18 protein-coding genes are annotated in these 15796 nt (G+C 64.8%); all 18 read right to left on the bottom strand.

Annotated features, from left to right (window positions below):
- Positions 1-13: 13 nt before the first annotated feature.
- The gene (locus GM658_RS11800) at positions 14-1471 is read right to left on the bottom strand and encodes a LytR C-terminal domain-containing protein (protein WP_155454232.1); all 1458 of its coding nucleotides are present in this window, start codon (positions 1469-1471) and stop codon (positions 14-16) included.
- Positions 1472-1483: 12 nt separating this feature from the next.
- Entirely contained in the window at positions 1484-2440 is a 957-nt protein-coding gene (locus tag GM658_RS11795; protein WP_155454231.1) for a type II secretion system F family protein, read from the bottom strand.
- Positions 2441-2452: 12 nt separating this feature from the next.
- Complete coding sequence (locus GM658_RS11790) at positions 2453-3430, bottom strand: type II secretion system F family protein (RefSeq protein ID WP_155454230.1); 978 nt, start codon at positions 3428-3430, stop codon at positions 2453-2455.
- A 3-nt stretch (positions 3431-3433) separates the two neighbouring features.
- Positions 3434-4807 carry a TadA family conjugal transfer-associated ATPase gene (locus GM658_RS11785; protein ID WP_155454229.1) on the bottom strand — a complete coding sequence of 458 codons (1374 nt, stop codon included), beginning with the start codon at positions 4805-4807 and terminating at the stop codon, positions 3434-3436.
- Between the two features lie 33 nt (positions 4808-4840).
- Positions 4841-6001 carry a CpaE/TadZ family protein gene (locus tag GM658_RS11780; protein ID WP_155454228.1) on the bottom strand — a complete coding sequence of 387 codons (1161 nt, stop codon included), beginning with the start codon at positions 5999-6001 and terminating at the stop codon, positions 4841-4843.
- A gap of 8 nt (positions 6002-6009) precedes the next feature.
- Entirely contained in the window at positions 6010-6540 is a 531-nt protein-coding gene (locus tag GM658_RS11775; RefSeq protein WP_155454227.1) for a TadE/TadG family type IV pilus assembly protein, read from the bottom strand.
- A gap of 7 nt (positions 6541-6547) precedes the next feature.
- Positions 6548-7006 (bottom strand): TadE/TadG family type IV pilus assembly protein, encoded by a 459-nt coding sequence (locus GM658_RS11770; protein ID WP_155454226.1) that lies wholly within the window; start codon positions 7004-7006, stop codon positions 6548-6550.
- A gap of 5 nt (positions 7007-7011) precedes the next feature.
- The gene (locus GM658_RS11765; protein ID WP_155454225.1) at positions 7012-8604 is read right to left on the bottom strand and encodes a pilus assembly protein TadG-related protein; all 1593 of its coding nucleotides are present in this window, start codon (positions 8602-8604) and stop codon (positions 7012-7014) included.
- A 9-nt stretch (positions 8605-8613) separates the two neighbouring features.
- Entirely contained in the window at positions 8614-8889 is a 276-nt protein-coding gene (locus GM658_RS11760) for a hypothetical protein (protein WP_155454224.1), read from the bottom strand.
- Between the two features lie 9 nt (positions 8890-8898).
- Complete coding sequence (locus GM658_RS11755) at positions 8899-10479, bottom strand: type II and III secretion system protein family protein (protein WP_155454223.1); 1581 nt, start codon at positions 10477-10479, stop codon at positions 8899-8901.
- 13 nt (positions 10480-10492) lie between these two features.
- The gene (gene cpaB, locus GM658_RS11750; RefSeq protein ID WP_155454222.1) at positions 10493-11338 is read right to left on the bottom strand and encodes a Flp pilus assembly protein CpaB; all 846 of its coding nucleotides are present in this window, start codon (positions 11336-11338) and stop codon (positions 10493-10495) included.
- Positions 11339-11353: 15 nt separating this feature from the next.
- Positions 11354-12670: a DUF8689 domain-containing protein gene (locus GM658_RS11745; RefSeq protein WP_155454221.1), complete on the bottom strand. Its 1317-nt coding sequence runs from the start codon at positions 12668-12670 to the stop codon at positions 11354-11356.
- Positions 12671-12682: 12 nt separating this feature from the next.
- Positions 12683-13300 (bottom strand): methyltransferase family protein, encoded by a 618-nt coding sequence (locus GM658_RS11740; RefSeq protein ID WP_155454220.1) that lies wholly within the window; start codon positions 13298-13300, stop codon positions 12683-12685.
- Positions 13297-13884: an A24 family peptidase gene (locus tag GM658_RS11735; RefSeq protein ID WP_155454219.1), complete on the bottom strand. Its 588-nt coding sequence runs from the start codon at positions 13882-13884 to the stop codon at positions 13297-13299. The genes GM658_RS11740 and GM658_RS11735 overlap by 4 nt, the downstream gene beginning before the upstream one ends.
- The gene (locus GM658_RS11730; RefSeq protein WP_155454218.1) at positions 13881-14933 is read right to left on the bottom strand and encodes a phosphatase PAP2 family protein; all 1053 of its coding nucleotides are present in this window, start codon (positions 14931-14933) and stop codon (positions 13881-13883) included. The genes GM658_RS11735 and GM658_RS11730 overlap by 4 nt, the downstream gene beginning before the upstream one ends.
- Complete coding sequence (locus GM658_RS29080) at positions 14930-15106, bottom strand: Flp family type IVb pilin (RefSeq protein ID WP_170298779.1); 177 nt, start codon at positions 15104-15106, stop codon at positions 14930-14932. The genes GM658_RS11730 and GM658_RS29080 overlap by 4 nt, the downstream gene beginning before the upstream one ends.
- 67 nt (positions 15107-15173) lie before the next feature.
- The gene (locus GM658_RS11720; protein ID WP_155454217.1) at positions 15174-15347 is read right to left on the bottom strand and encodes a Flp family type IVb pilin; all 174 of its coding nucleotides are present in this window, start codon (positions 15345-15347) and stop codon (positions 15174-15176) included.
- 69 nt (positions 15348-15416) lie between these two features.
- On the bottom strand, positions 15417-15560 hold the full coding sequence (locus GM658_RS11715; protein WP_155454216.1) for a hypothetical protein: 144 nt from the start codon (positions 15558-15560) through the stop codon (positions 15417-15419).
- Positions 15561-15796: the final 236 nt, after the last annotated feature.

Here is a 15796-nt window from a genome sequence, read left to right as displayed (position 1 = left end):
ACGTTCAGTGACTTCAGTTATTGCTGTCCTCTTGCATGGCGACCAGGGAAAGGCCTGCGGCCTCGGTGGCGGCGGTCAGGCTGACGCGGGCGTCCTTGCCCAGCACCAGGCGTACGTCGCTGGAAGCCAGCTGTTTGCTGGTGAGCTGCGCTTTGCCTTGCAGGGCTTTCTGCAGGCTGGCGGCCTGCTTTTCGAAGCCTGGGCTGTACTGGATGGTGGTGGCGACCTGCTTGTAAGGCTTGTCGTTGCTCAGGCGGTCGACCGGGATGCCCATCTGGCCAAGCAGGCTGCGGAAGCGGCGCGCCATGCCGGTGACGCCGTTGCCGTTGGCGACTTCCAGGCGGACCATGCGGACCTTTTCTGCTTTTGGCACGGCCTGCACGGCGGGCTTCGGCACAACGGCAGCCACCGGTGCCGACGCGATGACCGGATCTGGAGCGACGCGCGCTTTCAGCTCGTAGACGCTGGCATTCAGCTTGACCAGTTCCATGTGGTTGGCGATTTCACGCGAGGAGGGCAGCACAGTGAGCTGGTCAGGTGCGCTGCGCGTGGCGTTTGGCGTGTCGGGGACGATCTGGATCGGCGCAGGTTTTGCTGCGGCCAGCGGTGCCGCTTCAAGAGGCGCAGCCATTTTTCGCACAGGAACGGTGGGCATGACAGGCGCCGGCGTGGGGACGGGGGCGGTGACGGCTACGACGGCTGGCGCGACGGCTGCGACAGTTGCCGGTGCTGGGGCGGGGGCCACGGAGGGGGCTGCAGTTGCCGCCACCGGCGTGGCTGCGGCGGGCAGTGCGGCAGGTGCTGCCTGGGCTGCGCGAGCAGTTGCCGATGGCATGGCGCCGCTGCTGGCTGCGAGCGGTGCTGCGAGTGGCACGACCGACGGGGCGGCGTCAGCACCGGATGCAGTTGCCGCGGTTGCGGAGACAGGCGGTTCGGCGGCGCGCGGGGCGGCATGTGCGGCGGCCAGTTGCGCGTCTTCGGCGCTTGGCGCCTTGCCCATGGCGGCTTCCGCCAGCTGCAGGTTCTGGAAGGCCTTCGGCCCGGCGCCCAGCGCCATGGCGCGGCGCAGCACTTGCGATGCGCCGGCGTTATCGCCCATCAGGTACAGCACATAGCCAAGGTTGGTATGCGGCTGCGCTTCGCCGGGATAGTCATTGACCAGCGCCACCAGAGCCTTGCGCGCCGATTCCAGGTCGCCGCGCTGCGCCTCGATCACGGCCACGGCATTGCGCGCCTCGAGCTGGTTCGAGTCCAGCGCCAATGACTGTGCGTAGGCGCCAAGCGCCAGCGCCAGCTGTCCGCGCTCGTGGTGGAAGCGAGCCAGCCGGTTCCAGCTGGCGGCCTGGTTGCCCGGCATGTCGCCGCGCACCACAGGCTGCAAGGCCAAAGGGCGCGATGGCGGCGGGGCGCTGCATGCCGAGAGAAGGCCGCAACCCATGGCGGCCAATGCGATTGGCTTAAGCTTGATCATGGCAGTTCCTTTCTAGCCGGCGTCGCCGCTCATGGTTGGCAGCAGTACGCGGTAAATCGAGATAAAGGCGGGCCCCATCAGCACCACCAGCAGCGATGGGAAGATGAAGAAGATCAACGGGAACAGCAGTTTCAGGGAAATCTTTGCAGCAGCTTCTTCGGCGCGCTGGCGGCGGCGCGTGCGCAGCAGGTCGGATTGGACGCGCAGCGAGTCCGCGATGCTGGTGCCGAAACGCTCCGCCTGGATCAGCATGGCCACCAGTGCGTCCACATCTTCCACGCCGGTGCGCAGCGCCAGGTTGCGCAGGGCGCGCTCCTTGGCCAGGCCAGCGCGCAGTTCCAGCGTGACCAGGTGCAGTTCATCGGCCAGGACCGGGCTCTTGATCCCGATTTCCTCGGCCACGCGCAGCAAGGCGGCGTCCATTGCCAGGCCTGCTTCAACGCATACCGTCATCAAGTCCAGCGCATCGGGGAAGGATTCGAAAATTTCGCGCTGGCGATGGTTGACCGCGTAGCGCAGCGCGTAGTTGGGCAGATAGTAGCCTACCGCTGCGGCCAGCAGGAGCCAGAACATCAGGCCGTTGCCGGTCAGGTGCGAATTGGCCAGCACCAGCACGACATACGTTGCCAGCGGCAGGACGATGGCCAATGCTGTTTTGGCGGCGAAGTACAGCACGCCCATCGCGGGATGGCGCATGCCGGCATTCATGAAGCGCGTGCGCAGCGCGGACTTTTCCCACTCTTCTTCTTCGGCGCCAGACAGCTTGGCTACCGGCGCGAGCCAGGTGGAAAGGCGGGACAGGAGGTTGGGACTGATGCGCTCGCGGCGGCGCGGAGCGCTCGGAAGTTCCGTTACCTGCTGCAGGCGGCCCTGCACCGGGTTGCTGGAAAAGCGCAGCATGATCACATAGGCGGTGCCGAAGACCGCCAGGAATACCAGCGCCAGGAAGGCCATTTGAAGGATGCTCATGTCAGTCTCCAGCTAGACGCGAATCCGGATAATCTTGCGCATTGCCAGCACGCCCAGGAACATCATCACCAGCGCCATGGCGATCATCTTGCGCCCCGCGGGGTCGGTGTACAGCACGGCCAGGAATTCGGGGTTGGTGAGCTGGATCAGCAGCGCAGTGACGAAGGGCAGCAGTCCCAGCACCCAGGCCGACATCTTGCCTTCGGCCGACAGCACACGGATCTGCCCCAGCAGCTTGAGGCGCTCGCGAATGATCTTGCTGATGTTGTCCAGCAGTTCTGCCAGGTTGCCGCCGGTCTCGCGCTGGATCAGCACTGCGATCACGAAATAGCGCAAGTCCGTGCTGGGCACGCGCGTGGCAAGGTTCATCAGCGCATCGTTCATCGAGATGCCGAAATTGACCTCGTCGAAGGTGGCTTTGAATTCGTCGGCGATCGGCGCGTTCATCTCATCGCCCACCATTTTCATGGCAGTCGGGAAGGCGTGGCCGGCGCGCAGCGCGCGGCCGATCAAGTCCAGCGCGTCGGGCAGTTGCGTGTCCACTTTGGCCAGCCGCTTGTTTTTTGCGCGCAGCACGACCAGCAGTGGAATGCCAATCGAGAACAGCATCATGGGCAGTATCACGAACAGGGGCAGGCGCAGGAACAGCAGCAGGCCGCCCACCAGCACGGGACTGATGAGGGACAGCACCACCAGGTCCGACACGGTCCAGCTCATGCCCGACTGCTCCAGCAGCCGGTCGACCTGGCTCACGCGCGGCATTTGCAGCAGCAGGCGCTGGAACAGCGGCGTTTCGCTCAGCATGCGCTGCTTGATCATCGAGTGGCTGTCGCCGCCGGCGTGGCCGCCGGCCGACATCATGCGCAGGCGGCGCGCCACCCGTTCCGCCTCCGGCCCCTTGGCCGAATTCCAGGTCAGGTACATGCCTTCGATCAGCAGCACCACGGCCAGGAACACCAGGATGCCGGTAGCGTAGTAGAGGTAGTCCATGGCTTACGTCCTCTTTTGCACGGTTGGATCGAAGATATTGTCGGCCAGGGTGACGCCGAAGGTGCGCAGGCGGTCGCCGAAACGCGGCCGCACCCCGGTGGCGCTGAAGTAGCCCTGCACCGAGCCGTCGGTGCCGATGCCGGTCTGCTTGAAGCAGAAGATTTCCTGCATGGTGATCATCTCGCCTTCCATGCCGGTGATCTCCTGGATCGACATCAGCTTGCGCTTGCCGTCGGTCAGGCGCGCCACCTGCACCACCACCCCAATGGCGGAGGAAATCTGCTGGCGCATGGCTTTCACCGGCAGGCCGGCGGCGCCCATGCTGATCATGTTTTCCAGGCGGGTCAGGGCGTCGCGCGGCGTGTTGGCGTGGATGGTGGCCATCGAGCCTTCATGGCCGGTATTCATGGCCTGCAGCATGTCCAGTGCTTCGGCGCCGCGCACCTCGCCCAAAATGATGCGGTCAGGGCGCATGCGCAATGCGTTGCGCACCAGGGCGCGCTGCGTTACTTCGCCCTTGTTCTCGATATTGGGCGGACGGGTTTCCAGGCGCACGACGTGCGGCTGCTGCAGCTGCAGTTCGGCCGCATCTTCGATGGTGACGATACGCTCGCTGTGGCTGATGTAGCCGGAAATCGCGTTCAGCATGGTGGTCTTGCCGGAGCCGGTACCGCCGGAGATCAGGATATTGACCTTGCTCTTGCCCAGCGCCTGCAGGATGCTGGCCATGGCCTCGGTCATCGAGTTGAAGCTGATCAGCTCCGCCAGGCCCAGTGGATCGGCCGAAAAGCGGCGGATCGAGAGCACCGGCCCGTCGATCGCCAGCGGCGGGATGATGGCGTTGACGCGCGAACCGTCCGGCAGGCGGGCGTCCACCATCGGGCTCGATTCATCGATGCGGCGTCCCACGCGCGAGACGATCTTGTCGATGATCTTCATCAGGTGGGCGTCGTCGTTGAAGGTGACTGCCGTCAGTTCCAGGCAGCCCTTGCGTTCGACGTACACCTGGCGCGCGCCGTTGACCAGGATGTCCGACACGTTAGGATCGGCCAGCAGCGGCTCCAGCGGCCCGAAGCCCAGCACCTCGTACTGGATGTCGCGCGTCAGGTTGCGCCGCTCGCTGTCGTTGATGACCACCATATTCTCTTCGAGCAGGCGCTCGACCAGCACTTTCAGCTCGTCGCGGATCTGGTCCTGGGTCAGGCGCTGCATGCCTTCCAGGTCGACGCGGTCGAGCAGGGTCTGGTGGATCCGGTGCTTGAGCTGCTGGTAGGCGCGGTTGTCGATCGCCTCGGAGCCGCGCAGGGCGGATACGTTGCCATTCAACGGCGCGGCGGCGCCAAGGCGGTTGCGGAGGGTCTGGGCTGGGATCTGCATGATCGGCTCCATAGGCTAGTCGGATGCTCGCTGTTACGCGCGCTGGAGAATTCGGGACAACCAGCCGCGCGAATCGTTGCTGCTTTCGCCGGCCAGGGTACGCGCCAGGTCCTGCAAAGCCTTGGAGACCGGGCTGGCGCGCTGCAGCTGCAAGATCGGCACGCCCTGGTTGACCGAGGCGGCAGCTGCTTCATAGTGGTTCGGAATGGTGCGGAACATCTCCATGCCATAAGCTTGTTCGCAATCGCGCAGGCGGATGTCGCCGTTGTTGGTATGGCGGTTGACGATCAGGTGGATTTTGTCCTTCCGATAGTCGAGCGAACGGAACACTTGCAGCAGCCGCTTGCCGTCGCGGATATACGGCAGCGTGGCCTGCAGGATCGGGAAAATCATGTCGGCCTGGTCCAGCGCGCGCACCGAGACCGCGTCCAGGCTGCGGCCAATGTCGAGGATGACGAAGTCGTAGTGCTGGCGCGCCAGGCGCAGCAGGGCGTCCACATGCTCGGGGTGTACGTCGTTGGCCTGGGTCGGGTCTTCCGGCGCGGCCAGCACGTGGAAGTTCTGCGTCACCTGCACCATGCTGGAAATGAGCAGCGACTGGTCGAGCCGGTGCATCTGCTGCGCCACGCTGGCCACGCTGGCGGCCGGCCGCTGGTCGGAGACGAACAGCGAGGCGTCGCCGAACTGCAGGTTGAAATCAAACAGCGCCACTTTCTTGCCTTCGGCCGCCGCCAGCGCGTAGCCGAGGTTGGCGGCCAGGAAGGTGGCGCCGCTGCCGCCCTTGCACGAGATGAAGGCCAGCACCTTGCCCAGCGTGCGCGCGCTGAAATTGCGTTTTTCGTCGATGCGGCGCACCGCCGACTGCAGCGCGGCGGGGTCGATCGGCATCGGCATCACTTCGCGCACGCCGGCGCGCATGGCTTGCAGGAGGAAATCGGGCGTCTGCTGGCCGCAGGCGACGATGATGGCCATGTCGGGCTGCTGCACGCTGAGCGTTTCCAGCCGTTCCAGGTCCTCGCCATTGAGCAGGGGCTGGGCCAGCAGCAGCAGGTCCGGCGCCCCGGCCTCAAACCGCGGCAGCTTGTCGAGCAGGCCGTGCAGCACGTCGACCTGGTCTGCCAGGCTGCGCTCGCGCAGGATGCGGGCGATTTCGAACAGTTGCTTTTCGTTGCTGGAGATGGCTGTGATCTTCATGGCATCGCTCAGTTGGTAAAGCCGAGGCTCTCGGCATAGACGACGGTAGTGGCTTGCGGCAGCGAGACGCTGGGCCGCGAGGTGGTGACGCTGTCAGGGTTGAAAATCAGCGGCTTATAGGTCACGTTGCGCACCGAGACTTCGACGAAGGCGATGCATTCAGAAGTGCGCGTCACGTCGTTGCAGGCGGCAATGTTGTCGCCGGCATCGATCGGTGGGGTAGTGACTTCATCGACGCCGTTGGCGCGCAGGTAGCGGATGAAGATATTGGAACTGGTCACCTCGGGGGCGCCTGGCAGGGTGCTGGCGCCGAACAGGGCTGCGCTCTTGATGGCGGCGGTGTCGGAAATCCAGCGCACCGTGGCTTCGCGCGCGCCGCGGCGGCTGATTTCCTGCATGCTGTTGTACACGAACATCATGCGTCCGAATTCGATGGTGGCGATGAGCAGCGAAATGAAGATTGCGCAGATCAGCGCGAACTCCACGATCGCGGCGCCGCGTTGGCGCTTCAGGATGGGGTGGCGGGACAGGGTGTGCATGGTGTCCTCACAGCATGTAGCGCATGGTGGTGTGCGGCGTCAGGCTGATGGTGCGCATCGACTGGCCGATCAGCGGGATGGTCTGGCCGATATTGACGTTGTAGCTGCGGATTTCCACCCGCACGCCGCCAGGGGCCGTGCCGTCGACACAGTTGCTGTCGTTGTAGGACGCGTCCAGGCAGGTGACCACCACGTTGCTGCTGGTGAAGTTGGGCACCTTGGCGGCGTTGGCGGCAGCCACCACGATGGCCTTGGCATTGCCCACGGCGCTGGAATTGATGTTGGCCTTTTTCGCCACGCTCATGTAGCGCGCGGCGTCGCGCGTGCCCTTGCTCAGGGCGTCGTAGAAGGCGAATGCGCGGCCGAACTCATAGGTGCCCGCCAGCAGAAGGATCAGGATGGAGATCACCAGGGCGAATTCGACCAGGGCGGCGCCGGATTGCTTGGTTGATGGACGGGTACGCATGGCGTTCACTTGTACAGTTTGACTTCGGAGGTGGGGACGGGCTCCACCAGCCCGGTAAATTCAACGTTCAGCAGCGAAGGCGAACCGCCGAAGTTGGCTTTCTTCTGCATGAAGAACTTGCCGATGCCGACCGCGTTCATCACGCCGCAGGCGCCGCTGCCCACCGGCGGCGTGCGGCAGTCGATCAGCACGATGTTCAGGATGCGGCGGTTCTCGGTGCCGGTGCGGCCGGCCGGGGCCTGGAAGTAGGTAGGATCGGTCTGGTTGTATGGCGCTGCGTATTGCGAAGTGAAGCCGGCACCCACAGTCTGCCACGGGTTTGAACCGCTATCGTCGAGATATTTTCCTGAGGCGAGGGACCCATACATATTGCTGGTGCCCATTGTGCCGTTTACCTGTGAAGGCAATATGGCGGTGGTACCGTTGGACTGGATGGCAGGCGTGTAAGACCACAATACGCCGTGCCCCGCGTAGGTTGCGAATTGACCGGCAACACCGCTGCGGGTGTAGGGCGACGATGGCCAGGTGTTTCCGCCGGTGGCCTCGAATGGTAGCGCATATTTCGGGGTATAGAGACCACTTGAGCTGGCCCAGGTGGAGACCGACTGCTGGCTCGGTAGGCTGGTGCCTGCGGTATCTTGCCAGAGCGACGGGGCGGTGACGGCTGAAACGCCGGCGCACGGATTGGAGCCGACGCAATCATATTCCTTGATATTGATGTCGGGCGGCGCGGTGGCAGGGTCGCATTGGGAGCCGCCGGAGTAGTCGTTGAAGCGCGAGTTGAGCGCCTTGTCCAGCGTGGCCGACACGCCGGTGTTGGTATACACCTGGCCGACCCCGGTCGGCAGCACGGCGCTGTTACCGACGCACATGAACGGCGCCACGGTATTGGTGGCCGCGTTGGACGGATTGCAGGCATTGGGTGGCGCATTGACCGGGTTGATCTGGTAAGGGTCGGAGGCCGCGCCACCCAGCGAGCCCAGTTCGAACACGTTGTAGGACATGCCGCGGCGGAAGCCGTACTCCACGATCTCGGTAAAGCTGCTGTAGTCGTAGTTGGCGGTGCGGCGCGTCGGGTCGATGGCGCAGATGCCGATCGGCGTCACGGTATTGACGAAGCGGCCTGCGACGGCGCGGCTGTAAGTGGACGTGCTGGGGCTGCCGGCCACGCGCATCAGCCAGGTGTTGATCTGTTGCGGGGTTCCGTTGTTGCGGGTGTCGACTTCGACAAAGGTGCGGCCGGTGGCATTGCCCAGGCTTTGCGCCAGCGTGTACCAGGGGCCGTCCGGGCTGGCGGCGAAGCGGAAGTTGCTGTCGTCCAGCGTCAAGGTGGCGCCGAAGTCGTAGCGGTTCTTCAGGGCGATGGCCTTGCCGGAGGCCACCGCCTTGTTCAGGCCAGCGTCGGTATTATCGAGGTCCTTGCCGCCCGCCAGGGCCGCCGCATCGGCCAGGTTCTGCAGCTCGGTCTTGACGATATACAGGTGCCCCAGGTCCAGCACCAGGCCGCTGACCGGAATCAGCACGAGCATGAGCAGCAGGCCAGTCATCACGGCGACTGCGCCGCGCTGCTGGTGATGCTTGGGAATGCGCTGGACCATGGCAGTCTCCTATTTGCCGATGCCAATCGTGAAGGTATTGGTGTTCTTCTCCGGCGCCTTGAACGATTTTTCGTACTGCTCGTAGCCCGACTTGGCCGCCGTGGCGTCCAGTCCTGCAGGTACCGTCATATTGCGGTCGGCGCCGGGGTTGATGTACTGGGCATGGCGCATATCGGTCATCGACTTGCCCAGGTCGCGGTCGACGTAAGGGGCCGGCGCCAGGCAGGAGGCCAGTGCCAGCGGCAGCAGGGCGACGGCGGCGATGCGAAGCAATGCGTGTTTCATGGTGGCCTCCTAGTTCAAGTCAAAACCGCCGGCCGGCTGGCCGGGCTGCTTCTGTTGCTGCTCTTGCTGCTGCTCGCGCGGCGGCTTGCCTTCCATGCGCCCCATGAAGATGCGCGAGGCGCGCGCCGGGTCGGTCACGTTGGAAGTGGGCAGGTTGTCGGCGAAATCAGGCGGCAGCGGCTTGACCAGGCGCGGCGTGATCACGAACACCAGTTCCGTGCGGTCGGTCTGGAAGTCGTTGGAGCGGAACAAGGCGCCCAGCACCGGGATCTCCCCCAGGCCCGGCACGGCCTTGATATTGGTGGTCGTGTTGTTCTTGATCAGGCCGCCGATGGCGAAGCTTTGGCCGTCGAACAGCTGGACCGTGGTCGCCGCGCGCCGGGTGGTGAACGAAGGCAGGATGGCAGTGCCGGTGACCCCGCCGGCGGAAATGCCGACGCCTTCCTTGTTCAGCTCCGATACTTCCGGCGCCACCTTCAGGTTGATGCGGCCGTCGGCCAGCACGGTTGGCGTGAAGCGCACCGCCACGCCGAATTCCTTTTCTTCCAGCGTGATGCGGGTAAAGCCGCCTTCCGGATTGGACGCCACCGGAATGAAGATCTTGCCGCCTGCCAGGAAGCTGGCTTCCTGGCCGCTGATGGCCATCAGGTTAGGCTCGGCCAGCATCTTGACCAGGCCGTCGCGCTTCTGCGCATCGATGGTGAGGAAATTGCCGTTGCGGCGGTTGAAGGCATCCACGAAGGACGAATTGCCGCTCAACAGGTTGGAGAGCAGGGTATAGGTCCAGTTGCCGATGGCGTGGCTGGCGCCGATGCTGGCGCCCAGCTGGTCGACCAGGGTCTTGGACACCTCGGCCACCTTCACCTCCAGCATCACCTGCTGGGGCGCCGCTACCGTCATCATATTGATCACCTTGAGCGACAGCCCGTTCTCGCTGGCGGCGAACTGTTGCTGGCCGCCGCCGGCGCCGCTCGCGCTGCCAGCGCCGCCGCCTTGCGGACGCTGGCGCGTGACGTAGGCGTTGGCCATCTGCAGGATATGTTCGGACACCACCACGTCCGGCACCGTGCCGGCGAGGACGATGGAGTCCGCCGCTGCGCTCACCTTGACCATGCCTGGCGCGCCGGTCAGCTTGTCGACACCCGCCTGAAGGGAGGCGGTGTCGGCGCTGACGGTCAGGTCGGCGATCACCGTATCGCCGGTCTTTTGCCAGACGATCAGGTTGGTGGTGCCGACGCTGCGGCCCAGCATATACACTTCTTTCGGATTGAGCAGGATCACGTCGGCGATGCGCGCATCGCCCACCGCCACCCGCGCTGCCGGATGCTGCAGGCGGATGATGCTGGACTTGCCCTCGGCCAGCTGCATGGCCGGCGCCATTTCGGTGCGTCCCCCTTCCGGGATGCCGGAGGGCGCCGAGGCCGGGGCGGCGGCGGCTTTGCCGGGCAGGCTGCCTTTGCTCTTCACCTTGGGCTGCTGCGCCACGACCACGGCTTCGGCGGCTACTTGCGCGGCGGCTGGCGTGACGAGCGCGGGCAAGACCAGCAGGGCGCCCAGGATGCCCGGTACTGCGGTGCTTATTCTTTTCATTTGAAGCTCCGTGTCAGAATTGTTGGCTGCTGCGGTCCAGTCCCTTGATCATTTCCACCTTCACGCCGGGCGGCGGCGGCACCGCGGCTACCTTGCGCACGGCGACAGGCTTGGGCGCCGGGGCTGGCGCTGCTGCCTTCGGTGCCGGTGCGGCGGCGCCCAGCAGGGTGGTCTTGGTGGCGCCTGCGGTCAGCGCCGGGTTCGGGTCGACCTGGTTGCGCAGCACCAGCGACAGGCTGCCCACGCTGCGCGCCAGGTCCAGTTTTTCCACTTGTTCCGGCGTCAGTTCCAGCGTTACGGCATTGACCACCTTCGGCTTGGTATCGTCGCGCCCGGATTCCTGCGCCACCGCCAGCACCAGGATGCGTTCGAGCACGATCTTGGAGATGGTCGGATCCTTGGTCTGGGTGCGCTGGCCTTCCTCCTGGGTGTTGACCAGGATGTCGACGTAGTTGCCCGGCAGTGCGAAGCCGGCCACGCCCACCACGTCGTTCACGCGTACCGTCATGGCGCGCTTGCCTTCGGCCACCACCGCCGACAGGCCGCCCTGGGTGCCGGGTGGCGCCAGCTTCGATTCGAGGATCGGTTCGCCGCGCGTAATGCTGTTCTTGGTGACGCGCGACTCAAGCAGCTTGTCGTCCTTGATCACCCCAGGCGGCTGCACGGAAGCCGGCCAGTCGACCAGGCGCACCATGTCCGGCGTGATGCGTGCGCCCATGCTGATGTCCACCTGCGCCACAGCCACCTTGGCGGTATTGGTGGTGGCCTGGGCGTTGATCCAGCGCGCCGCCACCACCACGGCCACGAAGGCCAGCCCGATGGCCACCACCATCATGATCATTGCTCGTGTGTTCCTCATGATTATCCCCTTGCCTTAGACGGCTGAAAAATAGTTATTCCAGGCCCACTCGAGCGATGCGACATCAAGCGTGGGCAGGCGGCCTTCGTAGGCGGCCAGGTCGCGCAGCTGCGAAACCAGGTCGCGCGGATAGCAGGCCATGAATGGCTTTTCGTGCGTGTGGTGCTGGCGCATCAGCCAGGCGAAGGTCTCGGCTTCGAACGGCACCGAGTAGCGCTGGCAGACCTGGCGGAACACGGTTTCGTACTGTTCCGGCTGCAGCGGGCCGATGTGGATCTTGTAGCCCAGGCGGCGCAGGAAAGAGCCGTCGGCCAGCGATTCGGGCGGCAGGTTGGAGGAAAAGATCACCACCACGTCGAACGGCACCGGGAACTTGTAGCCGTTCTGCAGCGACAGGTAGTCGACCTGGCGGTCCATCGGCACGATCCAGCGGTTCATCAGCTCCACCGGCGAACAGCGCTGGCGCCCCAGGTCGTCGATGATGAAGATGCCGCCATTGGCCTTCAGGTGGGGTGGGGCCTGGTACAGGCGCGTGGCCGGGTCGAAGCGCAAGTCCAGGGCGTCGAGCGTCAGTTCGCCGCCGGTGATCACGGCCGGGCGTTCGCTGCGCACCCAGCGCTGGTCGCGCGGCGTGCGGCGGTCGAACAGCATGCCCGGCGGCGCCGTGTCCTCGATGGCGGTGTGCACCACGGGGTCGAACATCGGGATGATGTCGCCGTCCACCAGCAGCGCATGCGGCACGGCGATCTGCCCTTGCAGCAGGCCGTTCAGGCGCTCGGCCAGGTAAGTCTTGCCGCTGCCCGCCGGACCATGGACAAAGATGGCGCGGCCACTGTTCATGGCCGCGCCCAACTGGTCAAGCACTGCAGGGCTGGCGACGATGCCGTCGAAGACTTTACGGATATGCTCGCGCTTGACGCGCATCTGCGCCACGCTATGGGCGCGCACCCGTTCGGCATAGTCGCTGAAAGTCACTGGCGCGGCGCCGGCATAGGCGTCGCGGCGTACGAATTCGGCGGCGCGGGCGCGGCCGGTATCGGTCAGGTTGTACACGATGTCGGCGTCGGTGTTGCTCACGCCGCGGCGCACCATCTCGGTCAGCTTCTCGGTGCGCATGAAGGAAATGATCGGGTCCAGCACCGACAGCGGCAGCTTGAGGTGGCCGCCCAGCTCATTCAGCTTGACCTGGCCGCGCTGGTACAGGATCTTGGCGGTCAGCTCCACCAGCAGCAGGAAGGGCAGGCCGGTTTCCTCCACGGTGCGCGGAGCGGGCACGCGCAGCGGGTCGTCGGCCCAGGCGCGTTTGCTGGTTTCTTCAAAGTCGGCAGGCATGGCGGACCCCTCTCAAAATACCATTGGCAGGACGCGGTACTTCACATGGCGCATGTACAGCACGTATTGACTGTCGCGTGACAGGAAGCGCTCTTCGCGCAGCAGGCGCGCCACCAGCAGGGCCCCGGCCAGCAGGCAGGTGATGGCGTTGGAGGCGCTGCTGTTGGACAGCACATAGCCGGTGTAGCTGAGCAGGTAGCTGGCATACAGGGGATGGCGGATCCAGCGGTACAGCCCGCGGGTCTTGATCTGGCGCCTGGCGGCCACCAGGCCGAAGCTGCGGTTAAGCGAAAGCAGGCCGCCGATCTGCAGCAGCACGCCCAGCACGATCAGCAGGCGCGCCGCCGGCAGCAAGCCTTCGCCACTGGGCGCGAACAGGAAGGGCGCGCCGGTGGAAGCGATGGCCAGCACCCAGTCCAGCGGCGAGTGCGATACTGCGGCCGGCTCCGAGCGCATCACGAACAGCACCGCCACCAGGGTTTCCGAGGCCACGAACAGCAGGTAGGTCCAGTCGCCGGTGGTGGCAAAGGCGTGCGCATGGGCGAGCGAGAACAGCAGCCAGACGCTGGCCAGCGCCGTGGTGGCCAGCAGGTTGACGGCGCGCGATGCCAGGATAGGGGTAGCGTTCATAGCAGGCTCCAGCCGAAATAACGGGTCAGCAACAGATAGGCTACCGTGCCGCTCGAGATCGCCACGGCGTAGGGCAGTTGGCCGGTCGCGGACGGCGGCGCGTCGACCTGGGCGTTGCCGCCGGACAGGCCGCGCAGCACGCTGCCCAGCATCATGGTCTTGACGTTGCCGCTCACGCGGCCCAGGCTGCCCTGGCACAGGGCGACCGTCAGTGACAGCAAGCCGCCGGCCAGCAGGCTGGCCAGGCCGGCGCCCACGGTATCGAGCGGCCCCAGGAAAGTACCGATCATGGCCATCAGCTTGACGTCGCCGGCCCCCATCGCGCCCAGCGCATACATCGGCAGCAGCAGCAGCAGCCCCAGGGTCATGCCGGCCCCGCTTTTCAGCAAGCCCAGCGCACCGAACGGTTCGCTGAACAGGCCGGCGCCCGGCGTCACTGTCGCCTGCAGCGCCAGGCCGGCCACGATGCCGGCCAGCACCAGCCGGTTCGGGATGCGGCGGCTGTGCACGTCGCTCGCCACGGCCCAGGCCAGCAGGCCGGCCAGGAGCACGATGGGCAGCAGGGCGCGGCTATCGAGGCTCATGCTGCGCTCCCTTGTACCAGCTTGCCGCAGAAAATCCAGATCAGGATGGCGCCTGCCGCGCCGGCGTAGCCGTCGAGCGCGTAGTGCCAGCCCAGGTGTACTGAGCCAAGCTGGATCAGCACGGCAAAGACGGTGAGGGCGATGCCGGCGGCGCGGCTCACGCGCCAGCCGAACAGGGCCAGCAGCACCGAACTGGCCACGTGCATGCTGGGCATGGCGGAAATGCTGAGGGCATTGCTGCCGGTATGGGTGGAGTAGCTGTGCCACAGCATATTCTGCACATCGAGCACCAGCAGGGGCGCCTTGCCATTGGCCTCGTTCAGGTATTGCATCAGGCCGGCGAAGGGATCGGCGCCCGGCACCACGTGCTGGTAGAAGCAGGGACCGACGGAAGAAAACGCCATGGCCATCACATTGCCCAGCAAGATCCAGCTCAATACAAAGCTGAGCATGAATTGCATGCGCAGCTGGCGGCGCTCCATATTGAATGCCATCCAGTACACAGTGGCGCCCAGGATAAAGAACCACAGGTGATAAGCTACGCTGAGCAGGGCGCTCACCAGCGGGTGGCCCAGCAGCGGCTGCATCAGCACCCAGGGCTGCACGCCGCCATGCAGCCAGGCGTCGGCGGCGGCGATGCGGGCATCCCAGGCGTAGGGCTGGACCATCGGCACGGCAGCCTTGAGTACGGTGAAGCTGGCGGCAAACAGGGGCAGGGTGGCCAGCACGGGCGCGGCAAACAGCAGGCGCTCGCGCGTCAGGAAGGCGGTCAGGTCGGTGCGCAGGTAGTGCACCAGTTGCTTGGGACGGGTGAAGATCATCACGTGCATGGTGTAGGCGCACAGGGCGAACACCAGGCCCAGCGCCAGGGTGCTGACATACGATTCCAGTTGCAGGTCGTCTTTGAACTTGTCCGGGTGGGCGGCGCACAGGGCCACTGCCGCGGCCAGTTCCAGGGCAACCAGGGTGAGCAGCAGCCCATGTTCGCGCAGAAGGGCGCGCGGCATGTTGGCGCGGCTTGCAATGGACGGGGTCAGGACTGCGCTCATGATGATGCCTGTGACACTTGGGATGCGAGGTTATCGAACAGGACCTTGAGCTGGGCGCCAGCGAAGGTGACGGCGATCACGATCACTACCGCAATCAGGCCGCCGAGCAATGCATATTCGATGGCGGAGACGGCATGTTCGTGTCGGAGGAAGCGTAAGAATCGGTCTTTCACAATCGACCTCCGTAGAGAAGAAACGCGTCCGGGGAGGCGGCTTGCCTCGCCGGACGCCGGCTGGCATTTAGCTGTTGGCGGTGCTCAGTGCAGTACCGATGGTGGTGAAGGTCTTCGACAGCTGGGTGCCGACGATCTTCACCGCAGCGATGATCACCACGGCGATCAGGGCGGCGATCAGGCCGTATTCGATGGCGGTCACGCCTTGTTCATCACGGATGAATTTTTGGATGGCTTTCATGATGTTTCCTTTCGAGGACTGAGTAGAAATTGCACCAAAGTGTTTGCAGCTGCACGGAACAAGCCCGCGTCACCTGCCTTTTCCAAGCGCCAGAAGCACAATGATGCCGACGACAACTGTCAGTGAGGCTACAAGTACATATTCGTAAAAGGCCCGGCCGTCTTCCTCGGCGATGAAGCTGGCGATTCGTGGCGGCAGGGTGCGTTTGCGCATTCTGTACTCCGGACATGGTTGTGTTGGCCTTGCCTGGTTCTAGTCTCAGCCGACAGGTTATGCCGTGCTGATGAGTTCACTTTAGGCGTGAGCGTTTTGACTTCCATCAAACATCTGTCCTTTTCTGAGCAGGAGAGATGTCCTCTTTTTCCAGCAGGAATCGGGACATTTGTCCCGGATGTAACGATGATGTGTGGGGAGAAATATTTTCGACACCCCTGCCCGTAGTGGGCCGG

Origin of the sequence: Massilia eburnea (assembly GCF_009720745.1) — a bacterium.
In the GTDB taxonomy this organism is placed as follows: domain Bacteria; phylum Pseudomonadota; class Gammaproteobacteria; order Burkholderiales; family Burkholderiaceae_D; genus Rugamonas; species Rugamonas eburnea.
This window is presented reverse-complemented; position numbering and strand designations above follow the sequence as displayed.